General features: G+C 63.7%; 17 protein-coding genes. 5 read left to right on the forward strand and 12 right to left on the reverse strand.

Annotated features, from left to right (window positions below; translation table 11 throughout):
* Nucleotides 1–222 precede the first annotated feature (222 nt).
* Nucleotides 223–1,350, forward strand: a complete 1,128-nt coding sequence (locus tag QRM60_RS05580; RefSeq protein WP_115540393.1) for a Cache 3/Cache 2 fusion domain-containing protein — start codon at nucleotides 223–225, stop codon at nucleotides 1,348–1,350.
* A 44-nt stretch (nucleotides 1,351–1,394) separates the two neighbouring features.
* Nucleotides 1,395–2,024 (forward strand): hypothetical protein, encoded by a 630-nt coding sequence (locus tag QRM60_RS05585; RefSeq protein ID WP_285445773.1) that lies wholly within the window; start codon nucleotides 1,395–1,397, stop codon nucleotides 2,022–2,024.
* 155 nt (nucleotides 2,025–2,179) lie between these two features.
* On the opposite strand, the gene guaA is transcribed toward QRM60_RS05585, so the two are convergent.
* The 3 genes from guaA to folD all read right to left on the reverse strand — a co-directional run bounded on the left by guaA (nucleotide 2,180) and on the right by folD (nucleotide 6,320).
* On the reverse strand, nucleotides 2,180–3,745 hold the full coding sequence (guaA, locus tag QRM60_RS05590; RefSeq protein ID WP_228424664.1) for a glutamine-hydrolyzing GMP synthase: 1,566 nt from the start codon (nucleotides 3,743–3,745) through the stop codon (nucleotides 2,180–2,182).
* A 129-nt stretch (nucleotides 3,746–3,874) separates the two neighbouring features.
* The gene (guaB, locus tag QRM60_RS05595) at nucleotides 3,875–5,332 is read right to left on the reverse strand and encodes an IMP dehydrogenase (protein ID WP_040941253.1); all 1,458 of its coding nucleotides are present in this window, start codon (nucleotides 5,330–5,332) and stop codon (nucleotides 3,875–3,877) included.
* 103 nt (nucleotides 5,333–5,435) lie between these two features.
* Entirely contained in the window at nucleotides 5,436–6,320 is an 885-nt protein-coding gene (gene folD / locus QRM60_RS05600; RefSeq protein ID WP_285445774.1) for a bifunctional methylenetetrahydrofolate dehydrogenase/methenyltetrahydrofolate cyclohydrolase FolD, read from the reverse strand.
* Nucleotides 6,321–6,369: 49 nt separating this feature from the next.
* On the opposite strand from folD, the gene QRM60_RS05605 reads away from it, so the two are divergent.
* A complete protein-coding gene (locus QRM60_RS05605; RefSeq protein ID WP_285445775.1) occupies nucleotides 6,370–6,666 on the forward strand; it encodes a DUF1244 domain-containing protein in 297 nt (98 codons plus the stop codon).
* A gap of 176 nt (nucleotides 6,667–6,842) precedes the next feature.
* Here the strand turns inward: QRM60_RS05605 and QRM60_RS05610 are convergent, their stop codons facing one another.
* The 9 genes from QRM60_RS05610 to cmk all read right to left on the reverse strand — a co-directional run bounded on the left by QRM60_RS05610 (nucleotide 6,843) and on the right by cmk (nucleotide 17,160).
* The gene (locus QRM60_RS05610; RefSeq protein WP_285445776.1) at nucleotides 6,843–8,693 is read right to left on the reverse strand and encodes a monovalent cation:proton antiporter-2 (CPA2) family protein; all 1,851 of its coding nucleotides are present in this window, start codon (nucleotides 8,691–8,693) and stop codon (nucleotides 6,843–6,845) included.
* A 174-nt stretch (nucleotides 8,694–8,867) separates the two neighbouring features.
* A complete protein-coding gene (gene galU / locus QRM60_RS05615; RefSeq protein WP_012438207.1) occupies nucleotides 8,868–9,761 on the reverse strand; it encodes a UTP--glucose-1-phosphate uridylyltransferase GalU in 894 nt (297 codons plus the stop codon).
* Nucleotides 9,761–11,668, reverse strand: coding sequence for a nucleoside-diphosphate sugar epimerase/dehydratase (locus tag QRM60_RS05620; RefSeq protein WP_012438206.1), 1,908 nt, complete (start codon nucleotides 11,666–11,668; stop codon nucleotides 9,761–9,763). Before QRM60_RS05620 ends, galU begins: the two co-directional genes overlap by 1 nt.
* A gap of 13 nt (nucleotides 11,669–11,681) precedes the next feature.
* A complete protein-coding gene (locus tag QRM60_RS05625) occupies nucleotides 11,682–12,698 on the reverse strand; it encodes a glycosyltransferase family 4 protein (RefSeq protein WP_161962926.1) in 1,017 nt (338 codons plus the stop codon).
* Nucleotides 12,656–13,834: a lipopolysaccharide assembly protein LapB gene (lapB, locus tag QRM60_RS05630; protein WP_011269674.1), complete on the reverse strand. Its 1,179-nt coding sequence runs from the start codon at nucleotides 13,832–13,834 to the stop codon at nucleotides 12,656–12,658. The genes QRM60_RS05625 and lapB overlap by 43 nt, the downstream gene beginning before the upstream one ends.
* A gap of 5 nt (nucleotides 13,835–13,839) precedes the next feature.
* Nucleotides 13,840–14,145: a LapA family protein gene (locus tag QRM60_RS05635; protein ID WP_115556161.1), complete on the reverse strand. Its 306-nt coding sequence runs from the start codon at nucleotides 14,143–14,145 to the stop codon at nucleotides 13,840–13,842.
* A 67-nt stretch (nucleotides 14,146–14,212) separates the two neighbouring features.
* Nucleotides 14,213–14,524 (reverse strand): integration host factor subunit beta, encoded by a 312-nt coding sequence (locus tag QRM60_RS05640; protein ID WP_115556162.1) that lies wholly within the window; start codon nucleotides 14,522–14,524, stop codon nucleotides 14,213–14,215.
* A gap of 91 nt (nucleotides 14,525–14,615) precedes the next feature.
* Nucleotides 14,616–16,295 (reverse strand): 30S ribosomal protein S1, encoded by a 1,680-nt coding sequence (rpsA, locus tag QRM60_RS05645; protein ID WP_011037340.1) that lies wholly within the window; start codon nucleotides 16,293–16,295, stop codon nucleotides 14,616–14,618.
* Nucleotides 16,296–16,479: 184 nt separating this feature from the next.
* Entirely contained in the window at nucleotides 16,480–17,160 is a 681-nt protein-coding gene (cmk, locus tag QRM60_RS05650) for a (d)CMP kinase (protein ID WP_012438204.1), read from the reverse strand.
* A 172-nt stretch (nucleotides 17,161–17,332) separates the two neighbouring features.
* Between cmk and ykgO the strand changes: the two genes are divergently transcribed.
* The gene (ykgO, locus tag QRM60_RS05655) at nucleotides 17,333–17,458 is read left to right on the forward strand and encodes a type B 50S ribosomal protein L36 (protein ID WP_005913193.1); all 126 of its coding nucleotides are present in this window, start codon (nucleotides 17,333–17,335) and stop codon (nucleotides 17,456–17,458) included.
* Between the two features lie 202 nt (nucleotides 17,459–17,660).
* Entirely contained in the window at nucleotides 17,661–17,990 is a 330-nt protein-coding gene (locus QRM60_RS05660) for a hypothetical protein (protein ID WP_115556163.1), read from the forward strand.
* The last annotated feature ends 157 nt before the right edge of the window (nucleotides 17,991–18,147 follow it).

The raw sequence follows: 18,147 nt of genomic DNA on the forward strand, positions 1-18,147 counted from the left end.
GCCCGCTGAGTGCGACGCGCTCGACCATTCTTGAACGCGAGGCGAAGCAGCCGCGATGCGGCGCTGCCAAACCGATCGGCTTCGGCTATCGTATGCACCGCCAGCGGCTCGGGGAGCCGCTTCAGCATCTTGTCCGGCAGCCGATAACGGCTACGTCCGACCGCCGCACCGCGCTGCGGCGGTGCTCGATTCAATCATTTAAACGCGTTCAGGGGAATTGCGATGCTTCGTCACTCTTTGCGGGTGCGCCTGCTGTTGCCGGTGCTGGCCTTGGTGCTGGTCGTGGTGGTGGCACTGACGGTCATTCTGGCCATTACCGAGGCCAACCGGGTCAAATCGGAGACCGCAGACGCCATCGAGCGCCAGTCGGTCTCCCTGCAGACGCTGTTCTCGGTCACCCGCGCGATGATGCTCGATCGCGTCAATTCCTCCATGCGCCAGCTGCGCAAGGAAGCCAATGCCCAGGGCGCGCCCAGCGTGGGCAGTGACGTCCGCGTGGCCGACCGCAACGCCAACGACCTGTTGCTGGGCCAGAAGTCGCAGGCCAACGTGTTCGACATGCTCGACGACGTCACCGCGATCCACGAAGGCACCGCAACGCTGTTCTCGCGCACCGGTGACGACTTCGTGCGCATCTCCACCAACGTCAAGAAGGACGACGGCAGCCGCGCCATCGGCACCGTGCTCGACCCCACCGGCCAGGCCGCTGCCAAGCTGCGCAACGGCGAAAGCTTCTACGGCGTGGTCGACATCCTCGGCAACCCATATGTCACCGGTTACGAGCCGATCTTCGCCGGCAACGACAAGCGCGTCATCGGTGCCTGGTACGTCGGTTACAAGGCCGACACCCAGGCCCTGGAAAACGTGGTCAGCAGCCGTCGCGTGCTCGACTCGGGCTTCATCGCCATCTTCGACAGCAAGAACACGCTGCGCTTCCAGTCCACCACCGGCGCCACCACCGACACCGCCACCATCGAGCGGATCGTCAAGGAAAGCCCCGACGATTGGGTCGTGACCAAGCAGGAAGTGCCGGACTGGGGCTTCACGCTCGTCTCGGCTTACCCCAAGAGCGACGTCAACGGCGTCATCGTGCGCCAGTCGTTGTGGATCGCCGGCATTGGCCTGCTGGTCTGCGCACTGTTGCTCGGCCTGCAGTGGGCGCTGATCTGGAACCGCGTGTTGCGGCCCATCCAGCACTTGACCACCGTTGCCGAAGAACTGAGCCTGGGCAAGTGGAACCACACCATTGCCGAGGTCAACCTCAAGGATGAAATCGGTACCCTGGCGCGCGCCATTTCCCGCCTGTCCAACAGCGTTCGGTTGGCCATGGAACGCCTCAGCAAGCGCTGAGCCGTGCTGTATAACTCCGCACCAGATGATGCAAGGAAGACGCCATGTCCACTGAATTCCGTCCGCTGATCGAGGTCCTGCGCGAGCTCAAGGCGCTGGCGCTGAAGAAGGCGTCCGGCTTTCTGTTCGTCGTCACCGAGGAGAACCACTCCTGCATCATCCGCATCAATGCGGGTCAGATCGAAGAAGTGGTGTTCCGCATGCTGCGCAATGATGAGGCCGTGCAACGCCTCACCATGGTCGGCGCCGCCAAGGCCCGCTTCCAGGTCGACCCCGGCGCCGGCATGGGCAAGCCCTCGCTGCTCAGCGAGGACTCGCGGCAGTGGCTGATGGGCGGCTTCGAACAGGACCTGGGCGGTGCGCCCGCCCCGGTACGTGCACCGGTTGCCGCCGCTCCGGTGCCGGCACATGCCGCAGCCAGCGCAGCACCCACAGCGTCCGCACCGGCGTCTGTCGGCAGCGGCGCAGCGCCGGACGAAGCGGTTCGCCAAGCGCTGGAGAAAGTCGCATTGAATTACCTCGGCCCGATCGCCGGCATGTTGTGCGACGAAGCCTGGGATGCCTCCAGCGACATCGAGCAGGTGCTCAGCCAGCTCGCTGCCAACCTGGCCACGCCGCAGGAAGCGCAAAAGTTCATGACCGACGCCCGCGTGGCACTGGCCAAGGTGCGTTGACGCCCGCGTTCAACGCAACCCTGCAACAAGCCGCGCAGTGCGCGGCTTTTTTGTTGCTGCGGCATCGTGCGGGCTGATTGCCATCGATGAGACTGCAAGACATAAAAAAGGCGCCTTGCGGCGCCCTTTCGTTCGATCTCGCGAGCAGAACCAACTCACTCCCACTCGATCGTCGCCGGCGGTTTGCCGGAGATGTCGTAGACCACGCGCGAGACGCCGCGCAGCTCGTTGATGATGCGGTTGCTCACCGTGCCGAGGAAGTCGTACGGCAGGTGCGCCCAGTGCGCGGTCATGAAGTCGATGGTTTCGACCGCACGCAGTGCGATCACCCATTCGTAAGCGCGCGCGTCGCCCACCACACCCACCGACTTCACCGGCAGGAACACCGCGAATGCCTGGCTGGTTTTGTCGTAAAGGTCAGCCTTGCGCAGCTCGTCGATGAAGATCGCATCGGCCTTGGCCAGCAGTTCGGCGTATTCGCGCTTCACCTCGCCCAGGATGCGCACACCCAGGCCCGGGCCCGGGAACGGATGGCGATACACCATGGTGCGTGGCAGGCCGAGTTCCACGCCCAGGCGACGCACCTCGTCCTTGAACAATTCGCGCAGCGGTTCTACCAGGCCCAGCTTCATGTGCTCCGGCAGGCCACCCACGTTGTGGTGGCTCTTGATCACGTGCGCCTTGCCGGTCTTGCTGCCGGCCGACTCGATCACGTCCGGATAAATCGTGCCCTGCGCCAGCCACTTGGCATTGGCCAGCTTGTTGGATTCTTCATCGAAGATATCCACGAACAGGTTGCCGATGATCTTGCGCTTGGCTTCCGGATCGCTCACGCCTTCGAGCTTGGCGAAGTAGCGGTCGGCCGCATTGACGCGGATCACCTTGACGCCCATGTGCTCGGCAAACATCGCCATCACCTGGTCGCCTTCCTGCCAACGCAGCAGGCCGGTGTCGACGAACACGCAGGTCAGCTTGTCGCCGATCGCCTTGTGCAACAACGCCGCGACCACCGACGAATCCACACCGCCGGACAACCCCAGAATCACTTCATCGTCGCCCACCTGCTCACGCACGCGCGCGATCTGGTCATCGATGATGTTGGCGGCGGTCCACAGCGTCTGGCAGCCACACACGTCCACCACAAAGCGCCGCAGCAAGGTCTGGCCCTGCAGCGTATGCGTCACTTCCGGGTGGAACTGCACGCCGTACCAGCGCTTGTCTTCGTTGGACATCGCCGCCACCGGAATGCGGTCGGTCACGGCAGTAATCGTGAAGCCCAGCGGCACCTGCGACACGTGGTCGCCGTGGCTCATCCACACATTCAGGCGCGACGTGCCGGCGTGGTCGGTCAAGCCAGAGAACAGTGCATCTGCCGCCACTACATCGACTTCGGCATGACCGAACTCGCGCTGATCGGCCGCCTCGGTGGCGCCGCCCAACTGCGCAGCCAGTGTCTGCATGCCGTAGCAGATACCGAACACCGGCAAGCCGCTATCGAACACTTCCTGCGGCGCAACCGGCGCACCCGGCAAGGTAGTCGACTCCGGCCCGCCCGACAGGATGATGCCCTTGGCACCGAACCCGGCGATCTCGCTCGGATCGTGATCCCAGGCCCAGATCTCGCAGTACACGCCGATTTCGCGAATCCGCCGCGCGATCAGCTGGGTGTACTGCGCGCCGAAATCGAGGATGAGGATCTTGTCGTTATGGATGTTGGTCATTGAGAGCCGGGAATCGGGAATCGGGATTGGAGAATCGCAACAGCAAACGCGGCGCCAGCCGCTGTCGGACGAGGAAGCGGCGGGCTCTTACGAATCCCGAATGCCGAATCCCCAATCCCGAGCGCTGGTTTAGCCAGCGCGATAGTTCGGCGGCTCTTTGGTGATCTGCACGTCGTGGACGTGGCTCTCACGCTGACCGGCGCCGGTGATCTTGACGAACTTCGGCTTGGTGCGCATTTCCTCGACCGTGGCGCAGCCAACGTAGCCCATGGTCGCGCGTAGGCCACCGATCAGCTGATGGATGATGCCGCCCACCGGGCCGCGATACGGCACCCGGCCCTCGATGCCTTCGGGCACCAGCTTGTCGGCGTCGGAAGCGTCCTGGAAATAGCGGTCCTTGGACCCCTTCTCCATCGCGCCCAGGCTGCCCATGCCGCGGTAGCTCTTGTAGCTGCGACCCTGGAACAACTCAACTTCGCCAGGCGCTTCCTCGGTACCAGCCAGCAAGCCGCCGACCATCACCGTGGACGCGCCGGCCACCAGCGCCTTGCCGATGTCGCCGGAGTAACGGATACCGCCATCGGCGATCAGCGGGATGCGGTCCTGCAGTGCTTCGGCCACCATGTCCACCGCGGTGATCTGCGGCACGCCCACGCCCGCAACCACACGCGTGGTGCAGATCGACCCCGGGCCCACGCCGACCTTGACCGCGTCGGCGCCGGCGTCCATGAGCGCCAGCGCTGCATCGCCAGTGACGATATTGCCGCCGATCACCTGCAGGTGCGGGTAGGTCTTCTTGACCCAGGCCACGCGGTCGATCACGCCCTGCGAATGGCCGTGCGCGGTATCGACGATGACCACGTCCACACCCGCAGCAGCGAGCAGTTCGATACGTTGTTCGGTATCGCCGCCCACACCCACCGCCGCACCGACCAGCAAGCGCTTGGCGTCGTCCTTGGCGGCGTTGGGGTTGTCGGTCTTCTTCTGGATGTCCTTGACCGTGATCAGCCCGCGCAGCTCGAAGCTGTCGTTGACCACCAGGATCTTTTCGATGCGGTTGCGATGCAGCAGCTCGAGCACTTCCTCATCGCTGGCGCCTTCGCGCACAGTGATCAGGCGATCCTTCTTGGTCATGATGTGGCGGACCGGATCGTCGAGCTTCTTTTCGAAGCGCATGTCGCGGCTGGTGACGATGCCAACCAGTTCGCTGCCATCCACTACCGGCACGCCGGAGATGTTGCGCGCGCGCGTCAGCGCGATCACTTCGCCAATGGTGGTGTCCGGGCTCACCGTAAACGGCTCGGTGATCACGCCGGATTCGAACTTCTTGACCTTGGCCACCTCGCCCGCCTGCTGCGCTGGGGTCAGGTTCTTGTGGATGATGCCGATGCCGCCCAGCTGGGCCATCGCCACCGCCAAGCGGTGTTCGGTCACCGTATCCATGGCCGCGGACAAGATCGGCAGTTTGAGGCGCAGGTCGCGTGTCAACCGAGTCTCAAGGCTGACGTCCTTTGGCAGGACAATGGAATGCGCGGGGACGAGCGAGACGTCGTCGTAGGTAAGAGCTTCAGCCTGGATGCGGAGCATCGGCGGACCCGAGTTTGGGGAAGCGCGACATTTTACCCTGAAAGCGGCCGCGAAGACACTGCGGCAGCTGAGTGCCGCCGCAATGCTGCGTTACACGAACGGCTCAACCAGCCGCATCGGCCGCCTCGAGCGTGTTCTGCATCAGCGTGGCCACCGTCATCGGCCCTACCCCGCCCGGCACCGGGGTGATCCAGCCAGCGCGCTGCGCCGCGGCCTCGAACCCCACATCGCCGACCAGGCGTCCATCGTCCAGGCGGTTGATGCCCACGTCGATGACCACCGCGCCAGGCTTGACCCATTCGCCGGGGATCAGCCCCGGCCGGCCCACCGCCACCACCAGGATGTCGGCGTTGCGCACGCTGGTTTCCAGCACATCCGGCGGGGTGAACTTGTGGCAGCTGGTCACCGTGCAGCCGGCAATCAGCAACTCCAGGCCCATCGGCCGGCCCACATGGTTACTCACCCCGACGATGGTGGCGTTGCGCCCGCGCACCGGCTGGTCGGTATGCGCGAGCAAGGTCACGATGCCGCGCGGGGTGCACGGCCGCAAACCGAATTCGCGCAGCGCCAGATGCCCGACGTTCTGCGGATGGAACCCGTCCACATCCTTGCGCGGGTCGATGCGCTGGATCAGCCGGTTGGCATCGGGAATGCCCGGCAGCGGCAACTGGATCAGGATGCCGTGGATCTTGGGATCGGTGTTGAGCTGGTCGATCAACGCGGCCAGCTCGGCTTCGGTGGTGCCTTGCGGCAAGTCGTAGTCGAAGGCCTCGATGCCCACCTTCTCCGCCGCACGACGCTTGTTGCGCACATACACCGACGAAGCCGGATCGCCGCCCACCAGCACCACCGCCAGCCCGGGCCGGGTCTTGCCCGCCGCCAGGCGCGCATCCACGCGCAGCTTCAGACCGTCGAGCAATTCCTCGGCAATGCGGCGACCATCGAGGAGGCGGGCCGGAGCGAGGGCGGCTGGCGCGGGAGCGGTCATGGGGCGTCAGGTGTAGAGTCGAAGGCCGTCTATTGTCCCCGATTCCGCCATGACCGACACCACTTCGATCGAAGCCGCCGCGTTCCGCCGCCTGCTGCAGCATCTCAACCAGGATCGCACCGACGTGCAGAACATCGACCTGATGATTCTTGCCGGCTTCTGCCGTAACTGCCTGGGCGACTGGTACCGCGAAGCCGCCGAGGCGCAAGGCCAACCCATGAGCAAGGAGCAGGCCCGCGACGCGGTGTACGGCATGCCATTTGTGCAGTGGAAACAGCAGCATCAACAAGAAGCGACGCCGGAACAGCTGGAAGCCTTCGCAGCTGCGCAGCGCAAGCACGGCTGAGCGATGACAGCCGGCACGTTAGGTGCTGGCCGTTCTGAATCACCTTAAAGCGGCCGACGAAACGTAGCGAGCAATCGTCAAAGCGGGTGCAAAGAAACTCAGTGCCTGGGGCGCATGCGGAGCCCAAGCACCGGCCGCACCCGCCTGGCAGTCACGCAGTGATGTGATCGCTGCGCTTAGTCTCGCTCAGCCGTTTCTTCGCGCACATCCTGCGGCAGCGCATCGCGATTGAGCGTGCGGCTCTCGCGCTTGGGCGGGGTGAATGGCGTGGGCTTGGGTACGGTCGGCATGATGTTGCCGTACATCAGCCCTGCCCCGGCACGCACATTGCCCGCGGCAATTTCCAGCTCCAGGCGCTCGGCATCGCGGCGCCGGATCTCGCGCGCAATCGTGCGGGCCTCATCCTCGTCCACGCCCAGTTCGAGCAGGGCCACTTCGCCGAACGCGACCGCCGACTCGAAGGTTTCGCGGATCTGGTAGTCCACGCCAGCAGCAATCAACTCCAAAGCGTGTTCGCGATCAAAGGAACGCACCAGCAATTTCGCGTGCGGGAACTCGCGCGTTGCCAATTCGACGATGCGATTGGCCGCCTCGCGGTTGTCAACGCACACCGCAATCGCACGCGCGGTATGCGCACCGGAGGCATGCAACACATCCAACCGGGTGCCGTCGCCGTAGTAGATCTTGAACCCGAATTCCTCCGCGCTTTGAATCATCTCGATGTCGTTGTCGATGATGGTGACGTCCACATCGCGCGCCAGCAGCGACTGGCTGGCCACCTGACCGAAGCGCCCGAACCCGATGATCAATACGCTGCCGGTCTGGCCGCTGGCTTCCTCCACGCCATCCAGCGACACCGCCGCTGCCGGCGTCAGGCGCCGCTGCAACAGCACGAACAACGGCGTCAGTGCCATCGACAACACCACGATCGCGGTAAGGCTGGCATTGACCTGGGCGTCGATGACACCGGATGCGGACGCCGCCGCGAACAACACGAACGCAAACTCGCCGCCTTGCGCCATCAGCACGCCACGATCCAGCGCCTGCCGGTGATCGCTGCGCATCAGGCGCGCCACCGCATAGATGCACACCGCCTTGCCCACCATCAACGCCAGCACGCCGACCAGGATCAAGCGCCAGTCCGCCGCGACCACGCGCAGATCCAGGCTCATGCCGACACCCAGGAAGAACAGACCCAGCAGGATGCCGCGGAACGGTTCGATGTCGGCTTCGATCTGATGGCGGAAGGTGGATTCGGACAACAGCACGCCGGCCAGGAACGCACCCATCGCCATCGATAACTCGCCGACCTGCATCAACAACGCGGCGCCGAGCACCACCAGCAGCGCGGCGGCGGTCATCACCTCGCGTGCCTTGCTGGCGGCCAGGATGCGGAACAAGGGATTGAGCAACCACCGGCCGGCTACCAGCAGTCCAACGATGCAGGCCAGGCCAATGCCAATGCCCTGCCAACGCTGCGAAGCGGCTTGCGGGTCGCCACTGGCGCCCATCCAGGCAACGATCGCCAACAGCGGCACGATCAGCAGGTCCTCGAACAGCAGGATCGCCACGATCTTCTGCCCCGATGGCAGCGCCACGTCGCCGCGCTCGGCAAGCAACTGCATCACCACTGCGGTGGAGGTCAGTACGAAACCGGACGCGGCCACGAAGGCCACCGGCGGCGTAAAGCCGAGCAGGATGCCGATGCCGGTCAAGACCAGCGCGCACACGCAGATCTGCACCGTGCCTAGGCCAAAAATTTCAGAGCGCAAGCTCCACAGATGCGAGGGCCGCATCTCCAGCCCGATCACGAACAGGAACATCACCACACCCAGTTCGGCCACATGCAGGATCGCCTGCGGGTCATCGAACAGGCCAAGCCCGAACGGCCCGATCGCCAAGCCGGCGGCCAGATAGCCGAGCACCGAGCCAAGGCCCAGCCGTCGGAACAGCGGGATGGCGACCACCGCAGCGCCCAGCAGGGTCACCACGTTGATCAGTTCACTGGATTCGGCAGGCTGGCTCATGGCAGGGATTTTAGCGGCACGTGGCGGCCGCTGGCCTGCACGTGCTTGCGCATATGACGCGCGGTATGGATGGCAGCGATCTCAAGCATGGCACCATTCTTCGCTAATGCGGGGACCCAAAACGACGAACGGCGCCCAATGGCGCCGTTCGTTGCAACACTGCTAGCCGAACACTCAGCCGCGCGCGTCAGCCGCAGCCAAGGCGCTGCGAATGATTTCCTTGGCCGGCGCGCCATGCTTCTCGTGCTCGAGCGCAAAGTGCACCGTGGCCTCGATCAAACCGATGTGCGCGCCGCAGTCGAAGCGACGGCCCTCGAAACGGAACGCGTCGACCTGTTCCTGCTTGAGCAGCTCGGCGATCGCATCGGTGAGCTGGATCTCGCCACCTGCACCGGCGCCCGTGGACTCCAGGTACTCGAAGATCTTCGGGCTGAGCACGTAACGACCGACGACCGCCAGATTGCTCGGCGCCACTTCCGGCTTGGGCTTTTCGACGATGGCATTGATGCGGCCCTTGCGGCCGTCGAACGCATCGGTGGACACGATGCCATAACTGGCCGTCTTGTCGTGCGGCACATCTTCCACGGCGATCACGCTGCCGCCGGAGGCTTCTGCCACATCGGCCATCTGGGTCAGCGCCGCATCGCCGCGGTTCCACATCAGGTCGTCGGGCAGCAGCACTGCGAACGGTTCGTCACCGACCACGGCCTTGGCACACAGCACCGCGTGGCCCAGGCCGAGCGCTTCGGCCTGCGTCACAAAAATGGCGCGGACGCCTTCGGGGAGTGCATGGCGCACCAGCTCCAACTGCTCGAGCTTGCCTGCACGCTCGAGCTTCTGCTCCAGCTCATAGGCCTTGTCGAAGTAGTCGGCGATCGAGTGCTTGTAGCGATTGGTGACGAAGATCAGCGTATCGCAACCGGCCTGGATGGCTTCGTCCACGGCGTACTGGATAAGCGGTTTATCGATGATCGGCAGCATTTCCTTCGGCACCGTCTTGGTTGCCGGAAGAAAGCGGGTCCCAAGACCTGCGACGGGGAATACGGCCTTGCGAATACGCTTGCTCATTAAAGTCTTCTGACCTCACGTGCGGGGAATGGAACGACCGTATCAGATCGCGTGTCGACTTTCCGTCGAGCAGCCGCAAAATCCGGCATCAGACTGCCCAGCACAGTCTCCATTGCGTTGATGTCATAGCGGTTAACCGCCTCGCGCAGGCGCGTCACCAGTTGCAACACCTGCTCGTGCGAGAACTCGCGCACACCGGCTTCCAGGATCTTGGGATGCGCGGTGGGTCGGTAGTCCTCGTCGGAATAGAACAAGGTCTCGTGCAATTTTTCGCCCGGGCGTAGACCGGTGTAGAGAATGGCGATGTCCTTGCCCGGCTGCTTGCCTGCCAGGCGGATCATCTGCTCGGCCAGCAAGCGGATCGGCACTGGCTCGCCCATGTCCAGTGTGTAGATGGCACCGTGCGACGCAGATGCTGCGGCCTGCACCACCAGCTGGCAGGCTTCGGGAATGGTCATGAAGTAACGCGTCACATCCGGATGCGTCACCGTGACCGGTCCGCCCTGCCGGATCTGCTCGCGGAACAACGGCACCACGCTGCCGGCCGAATCCAGCACGTTGCCAAAGCGCACGGTAATGAAGCGCGTCGGAGCATCGCGGGCGTCAAGGCTCTGGCAGATCATCTCCGCATAGCGCTTGCTCGCGCCGAGCACATTGACCGGCTCGACCGCCTTGTCGGTAGAGATGAACACAAACGTTTCGATCCGCGCCCGCTGGCAGGCACGCGCCACGTTCTCGGTTGCGAGCACGTTGTTGCGCACCGCTTCGCGCAGTTGCTCTTCCAGCAGCGGTACCTGCTTGTAGGCGGCCGCATGGAACACGGCATCGGGCGTGGCCGTGCGTAAGGCATGCGCCACTACTGCCGGGTCGCCACAGTCGCCAAGCACACGCACCACTTCGATATCGGGGAACAACCGGCGCAGGTCCGAATCGATAGTCAGCAGCGCCAGCTCATCGATTTCCAGCAGCACGATGCGGCGCGCGCCATGACGCGCGCACTGCCGGCAGACTTCCGAGCCGATCGAACCGCCGGCGCCGGTCACCATCACGGTCTTGTTGGTGAGCCAGTCGCGGATCAGGCGCCAGTCCGGCGTGACCGGCTTGCGGTTGAGCAGGTCCTCGATCGCCACTTCCTTCAACTCGCCTGGCAGCGACCGGCCTTCCAGCACGTTGATCAGCTTGGGCACCATCCGGAACGGCAGACCGGTGCTTTCGCAGATGGCCACCACCCGCTGCATGCCGGATGCATCCAACGATGGAATCGCGATGACGAGGAGCTTGGCCGCAGTTTCCTTGGCGATCGCCGCGGCCTGATCCAGATTGCCCAGCACATTCAGGCCCTGGATCTTGGCGCCGTGCAAATGGGTGGCGTCATCCAGAAAGCCGACCGGGACGAACGTGCCGCTACGGCGCAGGTCGCGCACCAGGCCCTCGGCCGCACGCCCTGCTCCCAAGATCAGCACCCGCTGCGCGGCGTCGCCGGAGTGGGCGATTTGGTAATCCTTCCAGGCGCGGTAGAGCAACCGCGGCGTGCCGAGCAACGCCGACAACGCAAACGGATAGACCACCAACACCGAGAGCGGCACGCCATCGAGGCGGTCGTACGACAACGCCAGCACGATCGCGACCAGGCCGAGAAAACTGGACTTGAAGATGTTCCACAGATCCGGCACCGAGGCAAAGCGCCAGAGGCCGCGATACAGACCCATCCGCCAGAACACCAGCCCCTGCGCAACCAAGACCACCGCCGTACGCCAATCCCACAGTGGCAGGTCTGGCGCGTCGCGCAGCATGGAATAGCGGCCCGCATGCAGCAGCTGCCAGCAGACCCAGACCATCAGCAGGTCATGGACGACCACAGCGATCTGTGGAAGCGACTTGGTCAAACGATCACGCCAGGAAATCATAAAAGTCCATTACTCAAGAATTGCGCAATCCATGGCGCAGAAGTTGCCAGATCGCCGTTGCGCCGATGCCCCATGCCACCGCATCAGCCATGAGCCATCCGCGCGAATCGGTACGAATTATGACAAACAAGCAAACAGCGATGAGACTGAAAGCGAAGTAAACCGTGGTCACCGGCACATGATTGGTCAGCAATCGTGCCAGGCGTTGATAGACGTGCGAGGCGTGAGGCTCCCACCAACGCTGTCCGGAAAGCATGCGAGACAGCAGCGTGAAGCCCGCGTCGACAAGAAATGCAGTCAACGGGAACCACACGATCCACCAACTCACCTGCCCCGCTCCCACTGCCAAAGCCAGGAGCCCGGCCAGCACATAACCGAGTGCCCCGCTGCCGCCATCGCCCAGGAAGATGCGCGCGCGTGGAAAGTTGAATGGGAGAAATCCAAGACATGCCGCTGTCAGTGCCCATCCAGCCCACGAAAGGTTGCCTGGGACGACAAGCGCGAACGCAGCGCCCGCAAGTGCGGCCTGACTGGAAGCCAGCCCGTTGATGCCATCCATGAAATTCCAGACATTGATCAGCACCACCGACGCCAACGCCGTGAGGATCCCATCCAGCGGTTGCCCTGTATGGCGTATCACCAGCAGGCCAAGCGACACCGATGCGAGGGCATGGATCGCAAAGCGCAGTTTGGCCGAGAGCGGCCGGTGGTCGTCCCACCAGCCCACGCCCGCAACCAGGAGTAAGCCTGCAGCGAACCACGCAATTGACAGGCGCGCGGTAGGCCATACCAACGAGGCCACCAAGCAGCCCGTCAGGAGCGCGGCGACAATGGCCATGCCGCCACCACGCGGGGTAGCCACGGTATGGCTGCGCCGCTCGCCGGGATGGTCGAGCAGGCGCCGGTGCAAGGCATAGCGCCGCAGCCCCCAGGTTCCGAGCGCTGCGATCAGCAGATGCAGCGCGCACCACAGCCAAAGTGGCGGCACTAGACCACCGCGTAGTTCAGCAGCGGCTTGACGGTTCCCCATTCCTTGCAGCTGGGGCATTGCCAGTGATGGGTCTTGGCACCGAAACCGCAGCGGGTGCAACGATAGCTGGGGTTGCGCACCAGCAATTGGTCGGTGATGTGCTTGAGATCCTGCAAGGTGCCGACCGGGTCGCTGCCTTCGGCGAGCGTCAGATCGATCAAGGCAGACTCGCCGCGCACCGAGGGGCGATCCTTGAGCTGACGGCCCAGATACGCCAGGGCCGGCGCTACGCCGTCCTGCGCCTCCATCAACTGGGTCAGGGCCAGCACCGGCGCGATGCCGCGATAGTGCTCGGTCATCTCCGACAGGAAATTGCGCGCGCCGGCGATGTCGCCCACCCGGCGGTAGGCCGCCATCAGTGCGGGAATGATTTCCGGCAAGTATTCCGGATCGTGCCGCGCGGCACGCTCGAACGCGCGGACAGCCGCCTCGTCGTGACCGCGCTCGGCCTCGATCCGACCTTCCAGAATGCCGGCGCGCACAGAAGTGCCGTCAGCCTGGTAAGCCCGTGCGATGGCCTGCAGCGCTTCGTCTGGCTTACCGACGCCACGGTAGCGATCGGCCAGCTCACATTCGAACTGCGAGATCAGCTTGCCCATCGGCTCGCCGGTGACTTCTTCGTAGCGGGTGGCGTTGTCGATCGCCTTTTCCCAGTCACGCTCGGCCTGATAGATGCCGATCAGGTGCCGCAACGCCTGCGGCGCGCGCTGGTCCAGCTGCGCCAGCTCGGTGAACACGGTTTCGGCGCGATCCAGCAGGCCGGATTTCATGTAGTCCTCGCCCAGTGCCAGCAACGCCTGGACACGCTGCTGATCGGTCAGATCGGCGCGCTGCACCAGGCCTTGGTGCAGGCGGATCGCGCGGTCGACTTCACCGCGGCGGCGGAACAGATGCCCCAACGCGACCTGGGTCTCAAAGGTTTCCTTGTCCAGTTCGGCGATATGCAGAAACAGTTCGATGGCCTTGTCCGGCTGCTCGTTGAGCAGATAGTTCAGACCACGGAAGTAGGTGCTGGACAGACGGCTGACCTGGGTGTCGCCGTGGCGCTGGCCACCGCGCCGGCCAACGATCCAGCCGCCAAGCGCGGCGATCGGCAGAAACAGGAAGAACCAGAACCATTCGGTCAGGAAGTCCATACGTACTACAGTCCATCAAGCGGGCGCGGCTCGACGGCGACAGGTGCAACTGGCCTGGCGTCGGCGCGACTGACCGCGGCAGCCTTGTTGGCCTGGCGCAGCTTGGAATAGAGGGGAATGACCACACTGACCAGCACCATGCCGGCGCCGATCAACACACCGACCAGCAGCGCGACGATGATCGCGATCCCGGAGGTCGTGTGCACACTGGAGAACAGGAAGTCGAGCGCGACGTCCTGGGAATTGACCGCGCCAATGATCAGACCAACCAGCAGGAAGGCCAACATCACCAGCAAGCGAAACACCTTCATGGCGGAACTCCGTCGGGAAGGCGCCTAGCTTAACCGAGCGGACATCAACGCAGCAGCAGCACGGACTTCACTCCGCTGCATCCACCATGTCGACCGGCACCACCGAGCTCACGCGCTCGCGCAGCTCCTTGCCGGGTTTGAAATGCGGAACATGCTTGCCAGGCAGCGCGACCGATTCACCGGTCTTCGGGTTGCGGCCCAGGCGTGGCGGGCGGTAATGCAGCGAGAAGCTGCCAAACCCGCGGATTTCGATCCGATCACCATCGGACAAGGCCTGCCCCATCATTTCCAGCAGCGACTTGACCGCCAGATCCACATCGTCCGACTTCAGATGCGCTTGGCGTCGCGCCAGGATTTCGATCAATTCGGACTTGGTCATGGGAAGACTTGCTTTTTTCGACTGACACATCGGAATCGGCCCGGGCAAGCCCGGGCCGATCCATCACGCTCTCAGAAAGAGCGCTACGCGCTTACTCGGACTTGTTGCTGTTCAACTGCGCGCGCAGCAGCGCACCCAGCTGAGTCGTGCCGCCCGACGCGGACTGGTATTCCTCCAGCACTTCGCGCATTTCGGCATCGTCCTTGGCCTTGATCGACAGCTGCAGCGTACGGCCCTTGCGGTCCATGCCTACGAACTTGGCTTCGATCTTGTCGCCAACCTTCAGGTGCTGGGTCGCATCGTCCACACGTTCGTTAGCGATGTCGCGTGCAGCGACGTAGCCTTCGATGCCATCGGCCAGGTCGATCGTGGCGCCCTTGGCGTCCACTTCACGCACCACGCCTTCGACCTTCGAACCCTTCGGGTTGGACGCCATGTACTGACCGAACGGATCCTGCTCCAGCTGCTTGACGCCCAGGCTGATGCGCTCACGTTCCGGATCGACTGCCAGCACAACGGCTTCCAGCGTGTCGCCCTTCTTGTAGTTGCGCACGACATCTTCGCCGGTGGTATTCCAGCTGATGTCGGACAGGTGAACCAGACCGTCGATGCCGCCGTCCAGACCGATAAAGATGCCGAAGTCGGTGATCGACTTGATCTGACCGGACACCTTGTCGTTCTTCTTGTGGGTCGCAGCGAAGGTTTCCCACGGATTGGCGGCAACCTGCTTCATGCCCAGCGAGATGCGGCGGCGCTCTTCATCGACGTCCAGCACCATCACTTCGACTTCGTCACCAACCTGCACAACCTTGGACGGGTTGACGTTCTTGTTGGTCCAATCCATCTCGGACACGTGCACCAGACCTTCGACGCCCGGTTCGATCTCGACGAATGCGCCGTAATCGGTGACGTTGGAGACCTTGCCGAACACGCGGCTGTTGGCCGGGTAACGACGCGCGATGTTGTCCCACGGATCTTCGCCCAGCTGCTTCAGGCCGAGGCTGACGCGGTTACGCTCGCGATCGAACTTCAGCACGCGCACGTCCAGCTCGTCGCCGACGTTCACGACTTCGGACGGATGGCGCACGCGCTTCCAGGCCATGTCGGTGATGTGCAGCAGGCCGTCGATACCGCCCAGGTCCACGAATGCGCCGTAGTCGGTCAGGTTCTTGACGACACCCTTCAGGATCGCGCCTTCCTGCAGCTTGTCCATCAGCTGCTCGCGCTCTTCCGAATGCTCGCTCTCGACCACTGCACGGCGGGACACGACCACGTTGTTGCGCTTGCGGTCCAGCTTGATCAGCTTGAACTCGAGTTCCTTGCCTTCCAGGTAGGCCGGGTCGCGCACCGGGCGCACATCCACCAGCGAACCAGGCAGGAACGCGCGAACATCCTTGATGTCCACGGTGAAACCACCCTTGACCTTGCCGCTGATGCGGCCGGTGATGGTTTCGTTCTTTTCCAACGCTTCTTCCAGCTCGTCCCACACCATCGCGCGCTTGGCCTTCTCGCGCGACAACACGGTTTCGCCGAAGCCGTTTTCGATGGAGTCGAGGGCAACCTTGACCTGGTCGCCAACGCCGACATCGATTTCGCCAGCGTCGTTACGGAACTGCTCGATCGGCACGATGCCTTCGGACTTCAGGCCAGCGTTGATCACCACCACGTCGCCGCGGACTTCCACGACGGTACCGGTGACAATGGAGCCCGGCTTCAGCTTCGCCAGATTGGCTTGGCTGGCTTCGAACAGTTCGGCAAAAGATTCTGTCATTTGGAGTTTACTCAGTTGAACACACGGGCGTTGATCGTCGCCTAGCGACCGATACGTACCGCCCAGCCTGTTTGACCCCGGCACCGCGGGTCGGTTGTGAAGTAATAGAACCGCCACGCGGGATGCGCGACGGAGCCTTTGGAACGCCTTACGGTCGGCGGGACGTGCCCGCTGGCTGCAACACTTACGGCGTGCGGGAGTCCAACAGCCCCACCACACGCTGGACGACATCTTCGATCCCGATCCCGCTGGTATCGATCAGCACGGCGTCTTCGGCCGGCCGCAATGGCGCCACCACCCGCTGCGCATCACGGGCATCACGAGCCATGATCTCGCGCAGCAGGTCGTCAAAGATAACCGAAACACCCTTTTCCATCAACTGTTTATGGCGACGGCCCGCACGTTCTTCGGCACTGGCGGTCAGGAAGACCTTGAATGCGGCATCGGGGAAGATGACCGTGCCCATGTCGCGGCCGTCGGCGACCAGGCCCGGCGGCTGGCGGAACGCGCGCTGGCGCTCCTTCAGGGCCGAGCGCACCTCCGGGATGGCGGCGATCGCCGAAGCCAGCGCGCCGGTGGTTTCCAGGCGCAACTCGCCGGTGGCGTCCACGCCGTTGACCAGCACCCGAAGGCCGGCTTCGCCCGCTTCATCGAACTCGACCTTGGTGTCGAAGGTGCAACGCACCAGCGCGGCCGGGTCGGACACATCCAGGTCGGCCCAGCTCGCCGCCACGCCCACCGCACGGTAAAGTGCGCCCGAATCGAGGTAATGCCAGCCCAGCCGGGCGGCGACGATCCGGCTGACGGTTCCCTTGCCGGCGCCGGAGGGTCCATCGATAGTGAGCACGGGTGACAGGTCGGTCATTCAGGTTTCCGGAAGGTCATCAGGCGTTAGTGTAGCGCCGCTTGCAGCCATTCGGATGCAACCACTTGAAAGCACGACGAAAAGCCGGTTAGAATTGCCGGCTTAATTCCGGGTGCACCCTCGATCGCGGGCACTCTTCCATCGAATCCAACCGTTTACGCCGAGGTGTGCCATGAAAGTCCTGTCCTCCCTGAAGTCTGCGAAGACCCGTCACCGCGACTGCAAGGTGGTCCGCCGCCGCGGCAAGGTCTTCGTGATCTGCAAGTCGAACCCGCGCTTCAAGGCCCGTCAGCGCTAAGCCGACGCCTTGCGCAGCAAGACCCGAGAAAGCCGCCTCCGGGCGGTTTTTTCTTGGCTGATGTCCGCACGATGCTGCACCCATGCGCATCGGCCTGCATGACAGGCCCGGCCGACAACGCTCACCGGGGCGTACACCAGTTTTTGCGATGCTTTTTTGCTGTAATCACCGTTCGAATCTTGTCCACTGGGGAGTAGATGACATGCGCAACCGTCTGTTTGTAGGGTTACTGATGGCATTGATGGGGATCAGTGCCAGTGCTTATGCCGAAACGCTGCTGGTTGATCGCGCGCAGCAGAAACCTGCCGCTGCCCTGCCCTTGCGTGGCGACAGCATGAGCCAGGTGGAAAGCCGCTACGGTGCGCCGCAGGAAAAGCTGGACCCGCGCGGCGGCCAGAAGCGTCAATGGCCGACCATCCATCGCTGGGTGTATCCCGCCTTCACGGTGTACTTCGAAAAGAGCAAGGTGATCGACGTGGTGGCCAACCAGGCCGACGCCGACGAGATCGGCCCGAAGCCGCCGATCCGCTGAGTACCACGTCCGCAACATCAGGCGCGGCGCGCATGCGTGCCGCCGCGCTGCTTGACACAACCGGGGCGTACAACGCTCCGGTGCAGCCACCGAGCACTGCCGCCTAAGCGGCATGAACGGACTGCAAGCCTTCGCACCTGGGTGCGGAGATGGCCCA

Origin of the sequence: Xanthomonas sp. fls2-241-TYG-148 (genome assembly GCF_030208815.1) — a bacterium.
Classification (GTDB): Bacteria; Pseudomonadota; Gammaproteobacteria; order Xanthomonadales; family Xanthomonadaceae; genus Xanthomonas; species Xanthomonas campestris.